Source organism: Arthrobacter sp. TMS2-4 (assembly GCF_054511075.1).
Map to the genome: position 1 here is coordinate 300,504 of NZ_JBTNDI010000002.1, position 20,046 is coordinate 320,549.

Here is a 20,046-nt window from a genome sequence, read left to right on the forward strand (position 1 = left end):
GGGAACAGGAGGGCAGCGTTGTGGAGTCTCAGGCGCACCCTCATCAGCGGTGTGCTTCCAGTTTCGGCGCCCCAATTGCCGCTTCGCAGGCGAAGCAGGCTTTTTTCTTGGTACGGACGGACATGCGCAACGACGACGCCTCGCACGCCATCGAACTCCTCATCCGCGACGGCCTGTTGGAAGCCAGCAGAAGTTCCACGCGGAGAGGTAGGTCCGTATCGGGCAGATGTGACCCGCGGCTGCGGTGTCAGCGGTGGCGCAATTCCCAGTCCTCGAGAGCCTTGACGGCCGGCACCAACTCGCGGACCATCTGCTGGTACACGGCGTCCGGGCGGCGATACGGGTCCACGACGTCGTCGTGGCTCGGGTCCGCGGGATGCACGGTACGTGCCCGGATCACCCTAGGCAGGATGGAGCGCCATCGGTCCGGTCCTGTCAGGGAAGGGTCACCGTCGAGTGGGCTGAGGAGACGTGAGAACTCACGAAGGGTGAAGGTCTTGCGCAGAAGCGACGGATTCATCTCGATGACGCGCCCCCTGTGCGCGCGGGTCAGGGTCAGGACGAGGTCCTTGCCGTCAAGAATGCTGCTGTCCAGCTGACGTGCGGCGAAGTTCTGCGAGTCGGCGCCGAAGATGCGAACGAAACCGGCGACCTGCGGGTCCACGGGGTTGCCGACCAACGCACCGGTGCCGGCGCTCGAGACGTCGAATTCTCCGGGTGCAATCCTGGCCAGATTCGCCTGCAGCAGGCGTTCGACCATGGGAGACCTGCAGATGTTGCCGGTACACACGGCGAGAATGCGAAACGGCGTATCCGCGGTCATGGCTCGATTTCTTCAGGGTCCTCGCCGGGGGTAAGGGCCGGCGACGGCGTGCGGGAGTGTAGACGCAGCTTACCTGCAGGGACTCCCCGCAGCGTGCACGCCGGTGGTGCACCCAGCAGGTCCATGAGGCGGCCCGCGCACGTAGTGCCAGGCCCTGCTCCCGAGTAATCAGCCGACCCCCAGACCGAGTAATGCGAGTAGCGCCGATGAAACACTCGGTACATCCCACTCGTGTGAGCGGCACAACGCCTTCCTAGGGTGAGTGCAGGTCTTTCGCTGCATTCTCTGGGGAACAGGACGGCGCCACTGTGGAGTCTCGAACACTTGCTTTCATCGGTACGGAAACTCCCTCCAGCGCATCTGCAGCCGGCTCACCGGGGGAGTACGCCTTCGTCGCGGCGAGAACAGACCTGGTGGACGCCGTGCTAGCGCGGATCCAGTCACCGGGCGGCGTCGGCGCCGTGCTCCTCGGCGAGGAGGGCAGCGGCAAGACGGCGCTCCTGCGGGCCGTGGCCCACCGCGCGTCCCGCACCCACCACGTGGTGCGCATCTGGGCCTCGAAACGCGCTTCCGCCGAGCCCTACCGTGCCATCGCCTTTTTGCTCGCCGAACTGGAGTCCGGAGACACCCAGCATCCGCTGACCATCATCCAGGGTGTCCGTGCACTCCTCGAGGAGCAGTCCGGCGGCCGCCCCGTGCTCCTCGCCATCGACAACGCAGCGCATCTGGATACCGAGTCCGCAACGGTCATCAGCCGGCTCGTGATCGCCGGAACGGCGTCGGTGCTGATCGCCGCCGAGTCGCTCCGGACCATGAACACCTCCTTCTCCGACCTGTGGCGCGACGGTGACCTGGAGTGCTTCGACCTCCCGCGGCTCACACGGCAGCAGGTCCGCACCATCGTCGAGGCCGCGCTCGGGGCTCCCGTGTCCCCGGACGCCGTCGAGGCGCTCGAGCGCTCGAGCGAGGGCAACGCCCGCCACCTCGCGTCCGCCCTCGAGGACCTGACCCACCGGGGCATCGCCCTGCGGGGCGGAGCCTGTGTGGCCGTCTCGGACCGGATCTCCGTCCCCTTCACCGTCCGGGACAAGGCCCGCTCCACCCTCGCGGCCCTCCACGAATGCGAGCGGCGGATGGTGCGGGCGCTCGCCCTCGCCGGTTCGCTTCCCGCGGCCGCCCTCAGGCACCTCGCCCACGGGCTGGAGACACCTTCAGATGCACCCGCTACCGCGTCTCCCCGGGAGGCGGAGGCGGCCCACCTCGACGCCCTGCAGCCTCTCGTCGCGACGGGGACCGGTGGGGGAGCCACGACGGTGTCGCTCCGCTCGGCGCTGTTCGCGGTCGCGGTCCGCGAACAGACGACGGCGGAGGAGGCCGCAGCCCTCCACACGCAGCTGGTCGGCGGCGCCGCGAAGCCGGGGGTGTCCGATCGCGCCGTGGTCACTCCGGCAGAGCTCGATCCGCTGCTGCACGCCGACTGGCTTCGCGCCGCCGGCCTCCCCATCCCGGCCGACGTATCCCTCGCTGCGGCGCGTCGCTGCGCGTTCCTCGGACTCCACGAGCGGGCCCTCGCCCTGACCGCCCTGCACACCGACGACGACCCCGAGCGGCTCCTCGTCGCAGCCGACGCCGCCCTGAACCTCGGGCACTGCGACCAGGCCGAAGCGCTCCTCGCGGACTGCCCGCTGGCCGCGGACGGCCTTCCTCTGCCAGTGCAGGTCAGGCTCCTCCTGCTGCGCAGCCGTGCCGCACGCCTCACAGGAAGCCCTCGGGACGTGCGCGCGGCGCTGCTCGACGACGCCGACCGGCTCCTCACCGGCACCGAGCAGTCCGGCACCGGAGAACGCCCGGGCACCCAGCTCCTCGGGTGCCGCGCGCAGGTGACCATCGAACGTGCCGACGACGCCTCGTTCGCCGGCGACCACTCCAGCGCCATCAGGCTCCTGCAGGGAGCGGATCGCAGCGGCTGGACCCCGGTGCAGGAGGTCCTCGCCGACGGTCTGCTGTGCGAGGCCCTCGCGCTGACCGACCAGCAGCTCGCCGCCGTCGCGCTGGCATCCGGGCTCCAGGAGCGCCTGGACCCGTCCGTCCTCGGACGGCGCGTCGTCGACGTCACTCGCCTGCGCCTCGCCGTCGCCCGGTACGCCGCGGGCAACGCCCCCTCCGAGGGCAGCACGGACGGGCACGGTGTCGCGGCGACGGACGCCTCCGCAGCACCGTCGCCGGACGGCCCTGACCTGGTGCAGGACTTCGTCATCGGACTCGGCGCGGCCCTCCACGGCCGGCCCGACGAGGCACAGGCGCTGCTCCTGCCGGTGGTGCGGCAACTGGAGCTGCTGGACCCGTACGGTCTCCAGCCCCTCGCGTCGGCGGCGCTCGCGCGCAGCTACGCCGGAACCGGCGCGGGGGATGCAGCGATCGGTCACCTGCCCCGGCCCCAGACCGGGCGTGCGACGTCGTGGCTGGCCACCGCCATGGTCAACCATCTGCGCGCGCTGTCGGCCGGGCCACGGGACCCGCGGGCGGAGACCGCCGCTTGGTTCCGGCTCCTCGCGCAGGCCGCCGAGGCGCAGGGGGCGCTGCTGCCGGCGATGCTGCACCGGTTGGCCGAGGTCCGCTCCGGCAACATGCGGGCCGCCGGAGCCCTGACGGCAGCGGCGGCCCGCGTGGAGGGTGACTACGCCGCCACCTGCGAGTTGTACGCCAAGGCAGTCAGCGCGTCGGACGCGGAGCTGTTCGCCCAGGCGATGGAGGGCGCGGCGCGCGCCGGAGATGTGGGCCTGTCGCGGGACTGCGCGGCCCAGGCGTTGCAGACCGCGCAGCTGACCGGCGCCCGCGGAGTCCTCCGCGACGTGCAGCGGCGGGCCCGGGGGCTCTTCGGGGACACCTCGGACATGGAGCTCGGTGTTGCGCTCGAACGCCTCACCCGGCGCGAGCGGGAGGTGGCGCAGCTCGTCGCCGCCGGGGAGAACAACCGGAGCATCGCCCTGACGATCGGCGTCACCACCCGGACCGTCGAGGGGCACCTCTACCAGATCTTCTCCAAGCTCCACCTGCGCGGCCGCAACGAACTCGCGGACCTCGTCCAGGTCGGAACCCGGTGAACTTCCCTCCGACCACGACACTGCTGCCATGCCGGCAACCCGTTCTCGAAGCGCTGCTGGACGTCCTGCGCCGGGGGGACAGGCAGGGGGCCCTGGTGCTCGGGGAGACAGGCATGGGCAAGTCCTCGCTGCTCCGCGCCGTCGAGCGCTCCCTGCCGGCCCACAAACCCTGCCTCATGGTGCGCGCCTCCCGGGCTCTGCACGCCGTGCCCTACGGGGCCCTCGGCAGTCTCCTTGACGGTGTCCCGGTGGCGGACCTGGCCGGTCCCGTCGCCGCGTTGCGCGCCGCCCGGCAGCGCCTGCGCGGAACCGACGGCACCACCGGCGCGGTGCTCGTGGACGACGCGCAGTTCCTCGACGAGGAGAGCGCGTACGTGCTGACGCAACTCGCGGTCACGGGGGTGATCCGGCTCGTCGCAGCCGCCGATTACTCGCTGGCCCCCTCCTCCGGACTCCACGGCTTTGCCGGCGAGGGCTACCTCGACCGGGTGCACCTCGAACCGCTCACCGACGCCACGCTGCGCGCCGTGGCGGAGCACTCGCAAGGATCCACGCGCGGCGGGTCAGTACCGCTGGGAACCCGGGCGCTCGGGCGGCTCCGGGATGCCACGGGCGGCAACCCGATGCTCCTCCGGGCCCTGCTCGGGCACGTCGCCGCGACAACCGGGATCACCGCGAGGACCACAGGGACCGCGCAGCCCGGCGAGGACGAGGACTGGGATCTGGACCCGGCGCGGTACCCCACGGCCGGTGCGCTCACCGATCTCGTGGCCTCGCTCCTCGCGCCGATGCCCGAGGAGCAACGCACCGTCATGGACCTCCTGGCGCTCGGCGGGGCGGTCCCCGCAGCCGACGTCGAGCGACTGATCGGGAGCGACGCCGTCCGCGCCCTCGTGGACCAGCGCTTCGTGGTCACAGACGCCGGCGACGCCCGCTACCTGACACTGCGCCACGGCCTGTACGGCGACGTGCTCCGGGCCACCCTGCCGCTCGGACGCAGGGCGCTGCTGCACGCGCGGCTCTGCGAACCGCCGTCCACCGTGCCGCCGGACCGCTGCCGCCGCCTCCGGCACCTCGAGTGGGCTCTGGATGCGGGGGCGCCGGTGGAAGCGTCGGCGCTCCTCGACGCGGCTCGGGTCGCGACCGGGCTGGGCCGGCTGGAGGCGGCGGAGCGGTTCCTGCACGCCGTCGCGCCGGGACACGGGCTCGCGACCGCCGTCGGACGCGCACGCCTGCTCATCGCTCGCGGGTGCCCGGCGGACGCCGTGCAGGTGCTCACGAGGCAGGGCGCCGGACCGGACGCCGGCGCGACGGGGCGGGCGCGGAACGGCGCCGACGACGACGCGGACCTCGCGCGGATCGCCGTCGTGCTGCAGGGCACGGCGCTGCGCCTGGCAGGAGCACCTGCGTCCGGGATCGGCGCGCTGCTGGACGACCTCCCGGGCCGGGACGCCGCCCCCGGTGCGGCCGAGGCGGGAGCGGACCTCCTGAGGGCGCAGCTCCTCCTCGACGCGGGCCGGCCGGCGGACGTGCTGCACCACCTGCCTGCCGCTCCGGGCGGTCCGGCCCCCCCGACGACCTACCCGCCGGCCTCCCGCGCCGTCGCCCTCGCCCTGCGCGGGGGAGCCCTCGGCCTGCTCGGCCGCGCGGTCGAGGCGGAGCGGTGCACGCAGGCCGCGCTCGACGCCGTCCTCGCCGATCCGTACGGGCTCGCCCACGTGTACGAGGACGTCCTGACCCACCACGTCCTCGTCCTCGCACATGCCGGCGCGAGCGGTCGCGCGCTCGCCGCCCTCGAGCAGGCCGAGACCTCCGTCCTGCCCTTCGGTCCGGGGGAGGTGCTGCGGGGCATCGTGCTCGTACGGCGGGGAGAGGTCCGGGCCGGCCTGCAGGTCCTCGACCCGGCGCTCGCCCGGCTGCGGCGGGTGGACCGGCAACTCCTGCTGCCCTACGCGGTGGGGGCGGCATCCTGGGGAGCAGCGGTCCTGGGGGACGCGGACCGGACCGGACCGCTGGTCTGGGAGCACCGCGCCCTGCCACCCCGTGGGCGGCTCGACCTCGGGATCCTGGGCCGCGCCTTCGCCGCGGCCGCGGAATCGCTGGAGCCACGCACGCCGCAGCAGCCTCCGCTCCTCGATGCCCTGCTCGCCGACGTGCGGTCACCCGGGCTGGCGACCTGCGAGAAGGACCTCCTCGTGCTCGCCGTCCTGCTCGACGTGACCGGTGCCACCGACCGCCTGGCCCGGGCAGCGGCTGCGCTGCAGGGGGAGGAAGCCCTCGTCCTCGCCCTCTTCGCCCAGGCCGCCGGTGCGGGGGATGGCGCGGCACTCGGCGAGGTCGCGGACCGCGCGGCCGCCGTCGGGCTCCCCCTGGTCGCCCTGAACGCCGCAGCCCGGGCCTGGGAGCTCCGGGGCGAGTCGGGTGCCACTCCTGACGACCGCTCCCTGGCGCGGCGCCTCGGCCGGTACGGCGTGCCCTTCGTCGGCACGCGTTTCGAGGCACCCGGCGGCGCGGGCCGTCGGACGGACCTCACGCGGAGCGAGGCCGCCGTGGCACGTCGGGTCGCGGGCGGGGAGAGCAACCGGGACATCGCGGAAGCACTCTGCGTCTCGGTGCGTACCGTCGAGGGGCATCTGCATCGGATGTACGTGAAGCTCGGACTCAGCGGGCGGCCCGACCTGGTGCGGGAGTTGCAGGGGCTGGGCCCCGACCGGCTGCAGCCGGCTACCTAGGTCCCGCGGGCGCGGCCGGGGACCGGCCCCCGACGCCGGCCAGTGCGCCCCCTCACAGGCGGGTAGCGAAACACCCGTTAAGTACTGGTGCGGGTAGACAACCGAGTAATCTCGCGTATGATTCGGCGAAACCAACGTAGAAGGCGCCGGACCCTTCCCGAGGCGGGTTGGGGGAGTCGAGGGCCAGTCATGCGGTCGATGGGGATGGACTATGGCGGAGCGCAGGGATACGAGGTGCCTACGGCGCGTGGGCCCGGGCCTGCCCGGCGCCTCCCGCCGGCCCGGTGTGCTCCGTGCATGACGTCGTGACGCAGGGCGCGTGGCCCCTGGTGGGCCGCATCGCCGAGACGGACCGGGTGCGGGCCGCCCTCCTCGATGCGGTGAGCTCGGGCGTCCTGCTCGTGGGAGCCGCCGGACAGGGCAAGACGGCGGTGGCCCGGCACGCCGTGAACGCGCTGCCCGCGGGGCATGAGGTCCTGTACATCCGGGGTTCGAGTCTCGGTGCCCCCGTGGCCTACAGCGCGCTGACCGTGCTCCTCGTCGACCTGGACGACGCCGTGACCCGGAGCCCCCTCGTCCTGCTCACCGCACTGCAGGCGCTGTTCTCCGAGATGCCCGGTGGCCGGCCCGTCGTCGTCGTCGACAACGTTGCGGAGCTGGACCCGGAGTCCGCCACGGCCCTGGCGTACCTCGCCTCCGCAGGGTCCGTGCGGCTCGTGGTCACCACCGAGCAGATCCCGCGCACGCCGGAGCCCTTCCTCGAACTGTGGCGGAACCAGCTGCTCGTGCGGGTGGACATCGAGCCGCTGACGTTCGACCAGACCCGCGACCTGCTGCGGGAGGTCCTCGGAGGCGAGGTGTCCCGCGCCCTCGCGGTCAGCCTGTGGCGGGCGAGCAACGGCAAGGCCGGTGACCTGCGTACCCTCCTGCCGCTCGTGCTCGAGCACGGGCAGGTGGGACGCCGGGACGGGATCTGGACGCAGGGCCGGGAGCGGCCGGGAGCCGGTGTCTCCGGCGCCGGCCTCGTCCCCAGCGCGTTCGACCGCGCGGCCGGCGGCTCGCGCCTGGGCCTCGCCCTCCTGTCCGTGCTCGGCGCGATGCCCCTTCAGATGCTCCTGGACCACATCCCGCCGGAGGAGGTCGACGCACTCCAGCAGGGCGGGTCGATCCGCGTGCACGGAGGCGGTGACCCCACGGCGGTCGTCGTGGAGCCGGTCGCCGCCGCCGCGTTCAGGGCTGCCCTGGCGCGCTCCCCGGAGCCCGCGCTCCTCGCCGCCCTCGACACGATCGATGGGCGCGAGGACCTGCCTCCCGGCACCCGCGTCCACCTCACGGACTGGCTCCTCGATACCGGCACAGCCGTCCCGGACCACCGCCTCCTCCAGGCGGCCCGGCACGCGAACCAGCTCGCTGATCCCGGCGCGGCGCGGCGTTTCCTCGAAGCATCGGAGGACTGGCGGCGCCACCCGGCCGGCGTCGTCGAATACGCGCACCTCCCGCTCGACGGCGCCGCGGCCCACGCCGTCCGCTCCGCCCTCGACGCGCTCCTGCCGGATCCCGGGCTCACCGCGGCGGACCGGGCGGAGCTCCGCCTGGCGGACGCGCGCCTGCGGCTCCGCTCCGCCCCCGTGGACGACGCCCTGCCCGAGGTGCTGCGACGGTGCGAGGCCGACTGTTCAGCCGTGCAGGGGGCGGACCGCGGGCACCTGAGGGACGAGCTGGCCCTCCTGCGCGTCGAGTCGAGCCTCATGGCCGGCCGCTACCGCAACGTCATCCGCGACGCCTCCGGACTGATCCCCTCCATCCTCGACGCCTCGTCGACGTCGATCCGGGCGAAGGGCCTGCTCATGATCGCCCTCGCCGCGACCGGACAGCAGGAGCGCGTCGACGTGCTCGCGGAGTCACTGGCCCTGACCCCGCACGCCGGTTTCCCCCGCGACCGGCAGGAAGCGCACCAGAGCGCCCTCCTGGCCCTCGCCCTGGCGGGCCGCTTCGACGAGGTGGTCCGGCGCCTCCGCGGCGTCTCGTCCTCCCGCCACGACGCGCAGGACGAGGTATGGGCGGAGAGCCTGGCGGGTATCCTGCTCGCCGGGGCGGGCCGCAGCCGGGAGGCACTGCGGCTGCTCCTGCCGGCTCTGGCGGAGCTGGGACTGGAGGACCGCTCGGGGATGCTGCCCGCCGCCGCGGCCGCCGCGGCCTACGCCTACGCGCTGGACGGCCAGGACGAGCGCGCGCGGGGCTACCTCGATGACGGGCGGCAGGGCCGGACCACCAGCTGGCTCGCGGGGCGGTTCGTCGACTACTTCAGCGACCTGACGGCGTCCCTGCTCGAGGACCAGGGGAGCGCGGCGCAGGCGATGCTGCGCGCCGCGGACCACGAGCGGGCCCTCGGCAGCAGGGGCCTCGAGCTCATCTACCTCCTGCAGGCCGTGCGGCTCGGGGAGGCCTCGGTGGCCCACCGGCTGCTGGTGTGCTCGGGCGAGGTCACCGGTCCGCTCGGGCACCTGTCCCGGCTCTTCAGCAAAGGCGTCCTCTCCCAGGATGCGGCACTGCTGCTGGAGGCCTCCGAGGCGGCCCTCACCGCCGGACACCACGATCTCGCCGGTTCCTCCTCGCTGCTCGCCGTCCAGCTGCGCGCGCCCGAGGACGATCCCCTGATCTTCGTCCGCGCGGAGCAGATCCTTCGGCAAACCTCCGTGGAACGGCGGCGGTCCCTGACCCGCCAGGCCCTGACGGAGCGCGAGCGCGCCGTGGCCAGGATGGTGGCGCGCGGCGCCTCGAACAAGGACATCGCCGCCTCGGAGCATCTATCCATCCGCACCGCGGAGGGCTACGTGCACCGGGCCATGTCGAAACTGGGCGTGCACAACCGCAAGCAGCTCCGCTCCGTGTTCGGGAAGCGCTGATGGACGCCGGAGAGGGGCCGCAGATGCTGAACGGGAGGACCGGACTCGTCAGGACGGTGCTCGACGGGCTGACGGCGTGCGATGCCGTGGGCGTCCTGCTCGTGGGAGAGGCGGGCATCGGCAAGACCGCGATCACGCGCCAGGTCTCGCACCAGCTCCCGGACGCCGTCCGGGTCATCCCCGTGCGCGGCGGGACCGGTCTCCGCACCATCCCCTACGGGGCGCTGTCCCGGTACCTCGTGGGGCTCGCACCGGACGACACCGCGTCCGCCTCCGCCGTCCTCCGCCACTTCCTGCGGCACGTCACACCGGGGATGAGGGCCCAGGCCCCGCCCGTCATCCTCGTCGACGACGCCCACACCCTGGACAACGAGTCCGCACTGCTCATCATGCAGCTGGCCACCGCCCGCAAGGTGAAGATCCTCGCCACCGCGCGCCACGCGCCGGGCCCCGCGGGCGAGTTCGACCGCGCCGCGAAGGACGGCCTGCTGGCGCATCACGCCGTGGAGCCGCTCACCCTCCCCGACGTCCGGGAGCTGTGCGCGGAGGTACTCGGCGGCCCGATCCTCACCGGCACCGCCCGCCTGCTCGCCGAGACCACACGGGGGAACCCGCTCCTGCTGACCATGCTCCTCGAGCAGTACCGGACGCAGGGCTATCTCGTTGCCAGGAACGGTGTGTGGCGCTCCCGGGGACCCCGCCCCGCCGTCGGTGCGCCGCTGACGGAACTCCTGCTCCACGGGCTGGGCGAGCGCAGCCGCGCGGAGCTCGATGCCCTCGAGGCCGTCGCCGTCGAGGAGCGGATCCCGCTGGCCTCCCTCGAAGCCGCCGTCGAGCGCGGGGTGCCGGCACGGCTGGCGCAGGAGCGGCTGATCGAAATCGACTCCCAGAACGGGCAGCACGTCTCCCTCCGGCACCCCCTGCACGCCGAAGCGCTGCGCGCGAGCCTCCCCGCAGCCCGAGCCCTGGAGCGTGCCGGGACCGGGCATGCCGCGCTGCCCCACCCGCCCCTGGACGCGGACTCGCTCGCCGCCTGGCCGGCCTCGGCCCTCCGGGCGCCCGTGCCGGTCGCGGACGCCGTCCTGCTGCGGTCGGCGCGGGTCGCCAACCGGCTCCATGACCCGTACCGGGCGCTGGACGCGCTCGCGGCGGTGCAGGAGCCCGCTCCCTCGCCGTCGTCCCTGCTCGAGACGGCGTGGGCGCAGGCTACCGGCGGGAACCCGCGGTTCGCCCGGGTGCTGCTCGACGAGGCGCTGCGGTCGGGAGAGGACCCCGCTGTTGCACGGGACGCGGCCGCCCTCTCCGTGCAGCTGGACCGGCACCTGCCGAAGGACGAGCGCGCGCTGCACACCGACGTCGAGCGCTGGGCAGGCCTGCTGGAGGCCGAGGCCGGGCGCCGCGACGGCGACCCCCAGGTCAAGGGGGCCGCCGGCGCCGCCGTCCGCCTGCTCCGCACCGCCGTCGGGATCCTGGGTGGGGACCTGCGCGGAGCGCAGGGGCTGGAGGACGCCCCGGTGGATCCGGGCCTGCCGGGCGAGGTGCGGCTGGGCCACCGCATCCTCCTCGCGCACGCCCTGACCCGGTCCGGGCGGCCCCACGCGGCGAGCAGCGTCCTCGAGGAGGCCTGGCCGGTCCTCGAGGAGGAGCCCGAGCACCTCCTGACCTACCGCGACGCCGTGTCCGGGGAGCACCTGCTGTCCCTCATCGGCGCCGGCGCCTGGGACCTGGCCCGCGACCGCTTCCACCGGTGCTACCCGCCGACGGGCGAGGGTTCCTTCCGCCTCAGCGGCTGGCTCGACCTCGTCGACGGCAGCAGGAGCCTGCAGGCCGGCCGCTTCAGCGATGCGCGCGAGCAGCTGCTCCTGGTGGTCGAGGCCCTCCGCGACGACGACGGCCTGCACCTCTTCGACTGGGTCTGCGGTGCCGCGGCCTACGCCTGTGCGCGCGCCGGCGACGCGGCGAGTGCCCGGGCCTTGATCGACGCCCACGGGCCACTGACGAACCGGTCCGACGCCGTCGCGCGCCGCATGGGCGACGCCCACGTGGTGGCCGCGGAAGGGCACCTGGGCGGGGAGGACGCCGTCCGGCGTCTCCGGTCGGTCGCCACCCGGGCCGAGGGCCGGCGCTCGCTCCTGGTGGCCGCCACGGCCCTCGACCACGCTGCGGCGCTGGGGGACAGGACGGCGCTGGGTCCCCTCGCCGCGGTGACACGGACGTTCGACGGCGAGCCGGGCAGCTGCCTCCACCGGTTCGCCGCTGCAGCCGCCGACGGCGACCGCGACGCGCTCGTCGTCGAGAGCGAGGCGGCCCGGCAGCGGGGCTACCTGCCCCTCGCCGTCCGGTGCCTGGAGGAGGCCTCACTCGTGGGGCCGACCGGCGCGGTGGCACGTGGCATCGACCGGCAGCTCGCGGCCCTGCGCACCGAACTCCGTGCAGTGCCCGGCGGCAGCACCATGGAGCCGGCCCACGAGGCCCTGCTGACGCGCGGGGAGCAGGTGATCGTCAAGCTGGTCGCCGAGGGGCACACCAACCGGGAGATCGCCGAGATCCGGGGGATCTCGACGCGCACCGTCGAGGGACACCTCTACCGCATCTTCGCGAAGCTGGGCATCACCCGCCGGGAGGTCCTGCAGCAGCCAGGCCCCAGGCTGTAGCAGCGCGGGCGGCGGGACCAGGTAGCCCGAGTGTCGCCGCCATGGTCTTCACGTAGCTATCCGGAATTAGGGGAGTAGACTTCGCGGTGCCCGCGCCGGCAAGTGCAGTAGGGAGTACTCGTTCTTACCCGAGCGTGCTTACCTAGGCTTCGAGGAATCGCAATTCGTATTCCGGATGCCTGGGGTTCCAATGATTTCTACTGCCATTCATTCACTGCATCGTCCCGTCGCGCCGGGTAATTCTCGGGATTCTTCGAAGCTGGGGTCGTGGCCAGCATGAGAACCGTCCCGAGAATACTTCTCCCTTTCGCTTCCATCCTCACGCTCGTCGCGTGCCTGCTGGTCGCATCGCCATCACTGGACCTGTCCGCCGAGGCTGCCCCGGGGAACCTCGTCGTCAATCCTTCCCTTGAGGAAGGGACGGGCACACCCACGTGCTTCTCGCGCTCGGGCTGGGGCACGCAAGGGGTCTGGGCATTCCAGGCCGGTCGGACCGGCGGAAGAGCCGTCGAGGTCACGACGACCGGCTATGTGCAGGGCGACCGCAAGCTCCTGCAGACGGAGACGGCGGCATGCGCACCCAAGGTCACGGCCGGCGCCACGTACGACATGGAGGTCTGGTACAAGTCCACGACGCCGGTGACCCTGACCATGTTCCGCCACACCGCGCAGGGATGGAGCTACTGGGGTGACGTCAAGCGCGTGCCGGCCGCCGCAGGATGGACTGCAGCGACCGCGGTGACGCCCGTCATCCCCGCCGGGACCGACCAGATCATCTTCGGGCTCTCCCTGAACACGAACGGGACGCTCGTCACGGACGACTACTCGCTCTCGCCCGTACAAGCCGTTCCCGCGCCGCCACCCGGGCAATTGATCGTGAACGGGAATTTGTCCCAGGGGACACCTGTGCCCTCCTGCTTCCAGGTCGGGGGATGGGGGACCAGGAATGTCGCCCAGACTCTTTCCGCGGATGTCCCCGCGAATTCCGTCGCGGGAACACGGTCATTCCAATTGTCGATCTCGAACTACGTCTCCGGTGATGCGAAACTTTTGACTTCGGAGGCCGCCGGATGCGCACCGGCAGTGACGCCGGGCACCCAGTACGACCTCTCCGTCGACTACAAGAGCAGCGGGACGGGCCAGCACGGCCTCAGCGTGTTCTCCCACACCGCGGCTGGCTGGCAGTACTGGACGGACCTGAAGGCAGTCCCGGCCTCGGGGGTCTGGACGGCAGCGACGGCGCGGACCCCGGCGATACCCGCCGGCGTGGACCGGATCGCCTTCGGGCTCTCGGTGGCCGGCAACGGCACGCTCAACACCACCAACTACTCCGCCAGGGCCGTCACGGTCGAGGCTCCGGCACCCGCCGGTACACCCGAATCCGTGGGGACCTGGGCCGTGCAGGGCGCGCAGCTACCTATTCGAGCGATCCACAACACCCTCCTCAGCGACGGCCGGGTGCTGCTCGTCGCAGGATCTGGGAATGACGGGCAACAATTCGCTGCTGGTTCCTTCCGGGCCGTGGTCTGGACCCCGGAGACCAACGTCTTCAAGGAGGTGCCGGTCCCGTACGACATGTTCTGCGCCGGGCACGTCACACTGCCGGACGGCAAAGTATTGCTCTCCGGTGGGACCCAAGCCTTCCCGACGGCGGACCAGGGGCCGAACACCTTCAAGGGATCCAAGAAGAGCTACTACTTCGACCCCGCCACCGACACCTTCCACCCGACGAGCGACATGGCCGGCGCCCACTGGTACCCGTCCCTCACCAAGCTCGGCAACGGCGACGTCTGGGCGGCAGGTGGCCTGGACGAGAAGGCCGAGGGGACGGTCCTCACGGAGATGTTCTCGACGAAGACCATGAGCTGGCTCCCGTCGAACCAGGTGCCGCAGACCTGGAGCTTCTGGGGGACCTACCCGCACATGTTCCTCCTGGACGACGGCAAAATGTTCTACAGCGGGGCGCACACCTTCGGTAACGGGCTGCCGGGAACCGGCTCCAGCGTCTACGACTGGGCGACCGCGAAGATCTGGGACGTGCCGGGTCTCCGGCAGAAGGACATGCGCGACCAGGCCGGCTCCGTCTTCATCGGCCCGGCGCAGGACCAGAAGCTGATGATCGTCGGCGGCGGCAACACCGATGGTGGGGCTCCCGGAATCAACCTGGTGGACATCATCGACTTCAAGAAGCCCGCGCCGGCGTATGTGCCCGGGCCGGACCTGCCAGGACCGGGAAAGACCTACGTCAACCTTGTCAACCTCCCCGACCGGACGGTACTCGCAGCCAACGGCGCCCAGTACAACCGGGCCGGCAACGTGAACACGGCCGCCATCTACACCCCGGGCACCAACACCTGGCGGTCGATCGGCGCGGACCCCGTGGGGCGCAACTACCATTCGACGGCGATCCTGCTACCCAACGGCAAGGTGGCGGTGATGGGGTCCAACCCGGCGGACAACTCCTTCGAGCTGAGGATCTCCGTCTATAGCCCCTCCTACCTCTACAAGGGCACGCCGCCCACCGTCGCGACCTCGACGAGGGCGACCTACGGGCAGACGTTGCAGCTCACCGTCACGGGCGACGTAGCGTCCGCGTCACTGATCTCGCCGATGTCGGCCACGCACCAGACGGACACCAACGCCCGTCTCGTGGATCTGCCGATCACAGGGACCGGCGGGACGCGTAACGCGGTGGTTCCGGCCAATCGGAACCTGCTTCCTCCCGGCCCGTACATGCTCTCCGTCCTCGACACCAAGGGTGTCCCTAGTATCGCCAAGTGGGTGTGGATCTCATGAATCCCGTATCGCAACCAGGACCATCCCGCCGCACCACAGGAAGCGCGGTCAGCGGGACGCGGAGGCCGCGGCGCTGGGCGGTCACGCTCAGCGTGGCGGGCATGGCCACCGTGGGCACGCTCCTCTGGGGTGGGTTCGCCGCCGTCGACACCGTGCAGGCGCGAACAGCCGAACCGACGTCGTCCTCCTCGGGGGCAAGACCAGCTGCTGCGGTCGCGGGCCCGCAGTCGGCCCAGGCTCCGGCTCATGCGGGTTCCCATGCAGTCCCGCCCGCAAACGCTCCGACCGGTGACGTCCAAGCTGCTCCGCCTCCCGCCGAGTCGAAGGCGCCAGCGCCGGGCAACCAGCCTGCCGTGGGGAATCGACCTGCACCGGGGGACCAGCCCGGGGCCGGGAACCAAGCAGTCCCACCGGCTGTCGCTGCGGTGAAGAACACAGGAGCCGGGAAGCCCGGAGACAAGCTTGCGCCCCCGACTCCCGCCGAGCAGGCGGTTCCCGGCGCTCGGAAGGAGAAGTCGCTCGCAGAAGCGGGCGCCGAACCCGGCCGGGGCCAGGCGGGTGCAGGCGCAGGTAAGGACCGCTCCGCCGGCCTCGCGCCACGGGGGCCCGTCAGCCCACCGACGGTCAAGGGACCAAACGGACCAGCCCTCGGCGGGTGCCTGGCGGAGTACGGCGCGGACGGGCAGTGTCTCCCGGTGGTGCCGCCCAGCCAGGCCGCCCACGCACAGCAGATGAAGGAGAGCGGCCTTGACCCGCGCTCCATGCCGCACCCCTGGTCCTGCGATGAAGTTCGGCTGTTCTTCGCCGACGGGTTGACGGTGCGTCAGCCGGCCGTAGACCCGCAATCGCTCGACACCAACGCCGACGGCACAGCTTGCGGGGCCGGCGACTGACCGGCCGCCGAAACCGCTTCCGCACAACACCCAGGGGACAACCATGACCTTTTACCTGCTCGGATGCGCCCTCGTCGTCGTCGTGGCGTTGGTGCTGTTCGCCATCGCCTCCTCCACGCTCTACCTCAACACCTACGCATGGTGGGACCCGAAAACCCAGGTCCGCACGTCCTACACGGGTCTGCTTGAGACGGAGACGCTCTCCTTTTCGCTGATCATGCCCTGCCGGAACGAGCGTGAGGACGTCATGCGGGCCACGCTCGCTGCGCTGCTGGCGCAGACGCACTCGCGCAAGGAGATCATCATCTCGGTGGGGCATGACGACCCGGAGACCATGGGGACTGCCTACCGGCTGGCGAACGAATACCCCGGGCTCGTGAGGGTAGCGCTGGACAGGAATGAGACCAAGAACAAGCCGCGGCAGCTCAACGGGGCACTGGCGATGTGCCGTAACGACGTCGTGGGTGTCTTCGACGCCGAATCGATCGCAGCGAAGGAGTTGCTGGCGCACATCGACAGCGTCTTCACCCGGCGCAACGCGGACGTGGTTCAGGGGGCCGTGCAGCTCATCAACTACCGCGACACCTGGTATTCGCTGAGGAACTGCCTCGAATACTTCACCTGGTTCCGCTCCCGCCTCCACGCCCACTCCCGCCAGGGCTTCATCCCGCTGGGCGGCAATACTGTGTTCATCAGGCGTGAACTGCTGCAGACGGTGGGCGGCTGGGACAGCGCATGCCTGGCCGAGGACTGCGATCTCGGTGTCCGCCTCTCCACCCTCCACCGGCGAATCATCGTGGCATACTCCCCGGAACTGGTGACACGGGAGGAAACCCCCGACTCGATCGCGACCCTGGTCCGTCAGCGCACGCGGTGGTCGCTGGGCTTCATGCAGGTCTTCGCCAAGGGTGACTGGAGAGCTCTTCCAACCCGGCGGATGCGCACCATCGCCTGGTGGACGCTGATGCAGCAGCACTTCATGGCCTTCGCCGGCGTGTGCATCCCCCTCGCGATCATTGCCGCGGTCTGGGGGGACTTCCCCCTGCTGGTGACGCTGATCGCCTTCCTCCCACTCATCCCCACCCTCGCCACGATCGCCTTCGACCTCTGCATGCTGCGTGAATTCGGCCGGGACCACCGTTTCGAGCTGTCCGCGTACGACTACGCCAGGCTCGTCCTCGGAACGCCGTTCTACCAGATGATCCTGGCATTCTCTGCGCTCCGTGCCCTCCTGAAATTTCAGCGCAGGGACTTTCGCTGGGAGAAGACCAGCCACGCAGGCTCGCACCTGTCCTACATCGACGTCGTCGAGGCTGTCGATGTCGATACCGTGGCGGTCGCTCCGGCGCGCACCTAGACCGCTCCACCCTCGTCCCAGTCCCTTGACCAGGCTCTCAACGGTCCTGTCGGCCGCACTTGCACCCAGGAGGTCTCGATGTCCCTGCTCGAACTGAAATCACCGCTGCGGATCCCGACGCCGCGACCGAAGACCAGGGCCGCCCACGTGGCACCCCTGACCAGGGACCAACCGTTCGACCTGACCCGCCTGAGCCCGGCCGACCGCTTCACGATGATCGGCCTGCTGGTCGCCGCCGTCATCCTCAGCCTCTGGAACCTGAACGGGGCTCCGAGCTACCAGGACGACGAGGGGACGTACACGGCGCAGGCGTTCTCGGTCCACGAGGGCGAGCTGGCTCCCTACACGTACTGGTACGACCACCCGCCACTGGGTTGGATCCAGATCGCGGCGCTCAACTGGATCCCGGTGACGCTGAACCTCGGAGACGGGACGGCCATCGGGGGTACCCGATACGTCATCTCGGTGTTCTTCGTCGCCAGCGCCATGCTGCTCTACATGCTGGCTCGGCGCCTGCGAGTGCGGACACCCTTCGCGGCCCTCACGGCGATCGTCTTCATTCTGTCCCCGCTGTCCCTGGTCCTCGGCCGGCAGGTCTACCTCGACAACGTGGGGGTCCCGTGGCTGCTGCTCGCCTTCTATCTGGCCCTGAGTACCCGGCACTCCCTGCGGGACCATGTCCTCGCCGGTGCCTGCTTCGCGGTCGCGGTTCTCTCGAAGGAGACCCTCGCGATCTTCGGCCCAGCACTGCTGCTCGCCATCGTCAACCGTCCGCGGTGGAGCAACCGGGCATTCTCCGTCGTCGGATTCCTCGCCGTCGGCGGACTACTCCTGGCTTTCTACCCGCTTGCGGCGCTTCTGCGCAATGAACTCATCGCCGGGGAGGACCATGTCTCCCTGCAGGACGCTCTCGCCTACCAGTTCCTCGAGCGTTCCGGTTCCGGCACGATCTTCGAGCCCGGCTCCAGCCGGTCCGAGCTCCTGATCGGATGGCTCTACTTCGACAAGTACCTCATCGCCGCCGGCCTCCTCGCGGCCGCCGTGTGCCTCATCCGACGCAACGCCCAGTGGGTGTCCCTCGCGATCTTCGTGTTCACGCTGCCGATCGTCCTGGGGCAGGGGTACCTGCCCGCGATGTACATCATCGCCGTCATCCCGTTCCTCGCCCTCGCACTGGGTATCGCCGTCGACGTGGCGTGGTCCGGGACCGAGAGGCTGTGGCTGCACAATGACCACCTGCGCATCCCGGTCCGGGCCGCCTTCGTCGTCGTCCTGGCCGCCTCCCTGTCTCTCATGTCGATGCCGCAGTGGCTGCAGCAGGACCGGGTGCTGCTGACCGCGCAGGCGAACACGGACTGGTTGAAGACCGTCGAGTGGGTCAGGGCGAACGTGGACAGGGAGAGCGTGGTCCTGGCCCCGTACTCGATGTGGTACGACCTCAACTCGAGCGGCTGGGACGATCCGTGGACGATGATCGCGATCGAGAAGCCCGACCTCGACGAGCGGTTCGACGCGGTGCACCCCGAGGGATGGCAGGCGGTGGACTACGTCATCGTGGGGCCGGTGGTGCTCGACAACATCGAGAACCTCGGCCTGACCCGCACCGGCAAGGCGCTTCAGTACTCCGAGCCCGTCGCGACCTTCGGGGAATGGACCGTCAACCGCGTGGACGTGCCCCCGAACGTACCGAAGGGGGACTGATCGTGAGCGTCTCGATCATCGTTCCGGCCGCCGCGCCGACGCGGGAGGATGTGCGGCGGATCGGTTCCGCGTGCGCCGGCATGGATGCCGAGGTCATCCTTGTCCGTGACCCGCAGGGGGGCGCGCCCACCGGGATCGACGACGCCGACCTCGCCGCGGTGCTGCCGGTGCGCCTCGTCGAAGGCGCCATGACCGATGCGCTCGTGGCGAGCCAGTCCACCTACTGTGTCGTGCTCGAGGGCGGGCCGGAGTGCCGACCCGAGCTGATCCCGGCGCTCGTCGCACGGCTCGACGACGGCGACGTCGACCTCGTCGTCGTCGCCCGCACCGGTGGGACGCCGGGACCGGACGGGCGGTCGGTCGGCGCCCCCCAGCGGGGCGTCTCCCGCCTCGCGCGCACGCTGTTCCCTGAGCGATTGGCAGGCTGCACCGACCCTACGTCGGGTTTCTTCGCGCTCCGCCGCAGCGCCCTCGGCGTGGGTGTTCTGCCGCCGAGGAACTCCGGCCTCCAGTTGGAGATCCTGCTGCGACGCCCGGTCAGGGGCCGGGTCGGGGAGGTTCAGCACCGGACCGGACGGCACGCCGCCGTGCGGCCGGGCGCGCTCCCGGAGGACCTGCGCGCCCTGCGGCGCCTCGCGGAACTGCGGGTCGGCCGGGCCGGGCTCTATGCCGCGGTGGGCGGCGCCGGGACGGTCCTGAACCTGCTGATCATGACGGCACTGGTCGCGTTCGGCGCCCACTACGTCACCGCGGCGCTCGCCGCCGCGGGGCTGACGATCCTGTCCAATTTCGCGCTGCAGGAGAAGCTGGTCTTCGCCGAGGACACGCGATCCGCGCAGATGCTGCGTCACCGGTTCGTCCAGTCCGTCGGGTTCAACACCACCGAGGCGCTGCTGCGCATGCCGTTCCTCCTGCTGCTCGTCGAGGTCCTCCTGCTCAACAGCGTGGTCGCCCAGGCGGGCACGCTTGCGGCCGCCTTCGTGGTTCGCTACCTGTTCCACGCGAAGGTGGTCTACCGTCGACGGTCCGCGGGGACCCTCCACCCGCCGCTGCTGAACCCGGCGAAGACCTGACGGCCGA

At 71.4% G+C, this 20,046-nt stretch carries 10 protein-coding genes; 9 read left to right on the forward strand and 1 reads right to left on the reverse strand.

The genetic code is table 11. The features are described 5' to 3' along the window. Positions 1-247: 247 nt before the first annotated feature. The gene (locus tag ACX80F_RS04565; RefSeq protein WP_459335194.1) at positions 248-823 is read right to left on the reverse strand and encodes an arsenate reductase/protein-tyrosine-phosphatase family protein; all 576 of its coding nucleotides are present in this window, start codon (positions 821-823) and stop codon (positions 248-250) included. Between the two features lie 413 nt (positions 824-1,236). On the opposite strand from ACX80F_RS04565, the gene ACX80F_RS04570 reads away from it, so the two are divergent. The 9 genes from ACX80F_RS04570 (at position 1,237) to ACX80F_RS04610 (ending at position 20,039) form a co-directional block, all read left to right on the forward strand. Next, positions 1,237-3,927, forward strand: a complete 2,691-nt coding sequence (locus ACX80F_RS04570; RefSeq protein WP_459335195.1) for a helix-turn-helix transcriptional regulator — start codon at positions 1,237-1,239, stop codon at positions 3,925-3,927. Beyond that, entirely contained in the window at positions 3,924-6,659 is a 2,736-nt protein-coding gene (locus ACX80F_RS04575) for a LuxR C-terminal-related transcriptional regulator (RefSeq protein WP_459335196.1), read from the forward strand. The genes ACX80F_RS04570 and ACX80F_RS04575 overlap by 4 nt, the downstream gene beginning before the upstream one ends. A 293-nt stretch (positions 6,660-6,952) precedes the next feature. Further along, positions 6,953-9,565, forward strand: coding sequence for a helix-turn-helix transcriptional regulator (locus ACX80F_RS04580; protein ID WP_459335197.1), 2,613 nt, complete (start codon positions 6,953-6,955; stop codon positions 9,563-9,565). After that, positions 9,565-12,219, forward strand: coding sequence for a helix-turn-helix transcriptional regulator (locus ACX80F_RS04585; RefSeq protein WP_459335198.1), 2,655 nt, complete (start codon positions 9,565-9,567; stop codon positions 12,217-12,219). Before ACX80F_RS04580 ends, ACX80F_RS04585 begins: the two co-directional genes overlap by 1 nt. A 276-nt stretch (positions 12,220-12,495) precedes the next feature. Beyond that, positions 12,496-15,015, forward strand: coding sequence for a galactose oxidase-like domain-containing protein (locus ACX80F_RS04590; protein ID WP_459335370.1), 2,520 nt, complete (start codon positions 12,496-12,498; stop codon positions 15,013-15,015). A gap of 425 nt (positions 15,016-15,440) precedes the next feature. Continuing rightward, positions 15,441-15,908 carry a hypothetical protein gene (locus tag ACX80F_RS04595; protein ID WP_459335199.1) on the forward strand — a complete coding sequence of 156 codons (468 nt, stop codon included), beginning with the start codon at positions 15,441-15,443 and terminating at the stop codon, positions 15,906-15,908. A 43-nt stretch (positions 15,909-15,951) separates the two neighbouring features. Further along, positions 15,952-17,265: a glycosyltransferase family 2 protein gene (locus tag ACX80F_RS04600; RefSeq protein WP_459335200.1), complete on the forward strand. Its 1,314-nt coding sequence runs from the start codon at positions 15,952-15,954 to the stop codon at positions 17,263-17,265. A gap of 78 nt (positions 17,266-17,343) precedes the next feature. After that, complete coding sequence (locus ACX80F_RS04605; RefSeq protein ID WP_459335201.1) at positions 17,344-18,966, forward strand: glycosyltransferase family 39 protein; 1,623 nt, start codon at positions 17,344-17,346, stop codon at positions 18,964-18,966. 2 nt (positions 18,967-18,968) lie between these two features. After that, positions 18,969-20,039 carry a GtrA family protein gene (locus ACX80F_RS04610; RefSeq protein WP_459335202.1) on the forward strand — a complete coding sequence of 357 codons (1,071 nt, stop codon included), beginning with the start codon at positions 18,969-18,971 and terminating at the stop codon, positions 20,037-20,039. Positions 20,040-20,046 lie beyond the last annotated feature (7 nt).

Bases quoted from the DNA above. Each gene is read 5' to 3' on its own strand.
- ACX80F_RS04565 (WP_459335194.1), bottom strand. From the start codon at position 823: ATGACCGCGGATACGCCGTTTCGCATTCTCGCCGTGTGTACCGGCAAC.
- ACX80F_RS04585 (WP_459335198.1), top strand. From the start codon at position 9,565: ATGGACGCCGGAGAGGGGCCGCAGATGCTGAACGGGAGGACCGGACTC.
- ACX80F_RS04590 (WP_459335370.1), top strand. From the start codon at position 12,496: ATGAGAACCGTCCCGAGAATACTTCTCCCTTTCGCTTCCATCCTCACG.
- ACX80F_RS04600 (WP_459335200.1), top strand. From the start codon at position 15,952: ATGACCTTTTACCTGCTCGGATGCGCCCTCGTCGTCGTCGTGGCGTTG.
- ACX80F_RS04605 (WP_459335201.1), top strand. From the start codon at position 17,344: ATGTCCCTGCTCGAACTGAAATCACCGCTGCGGATCCCGACGCCGCGA.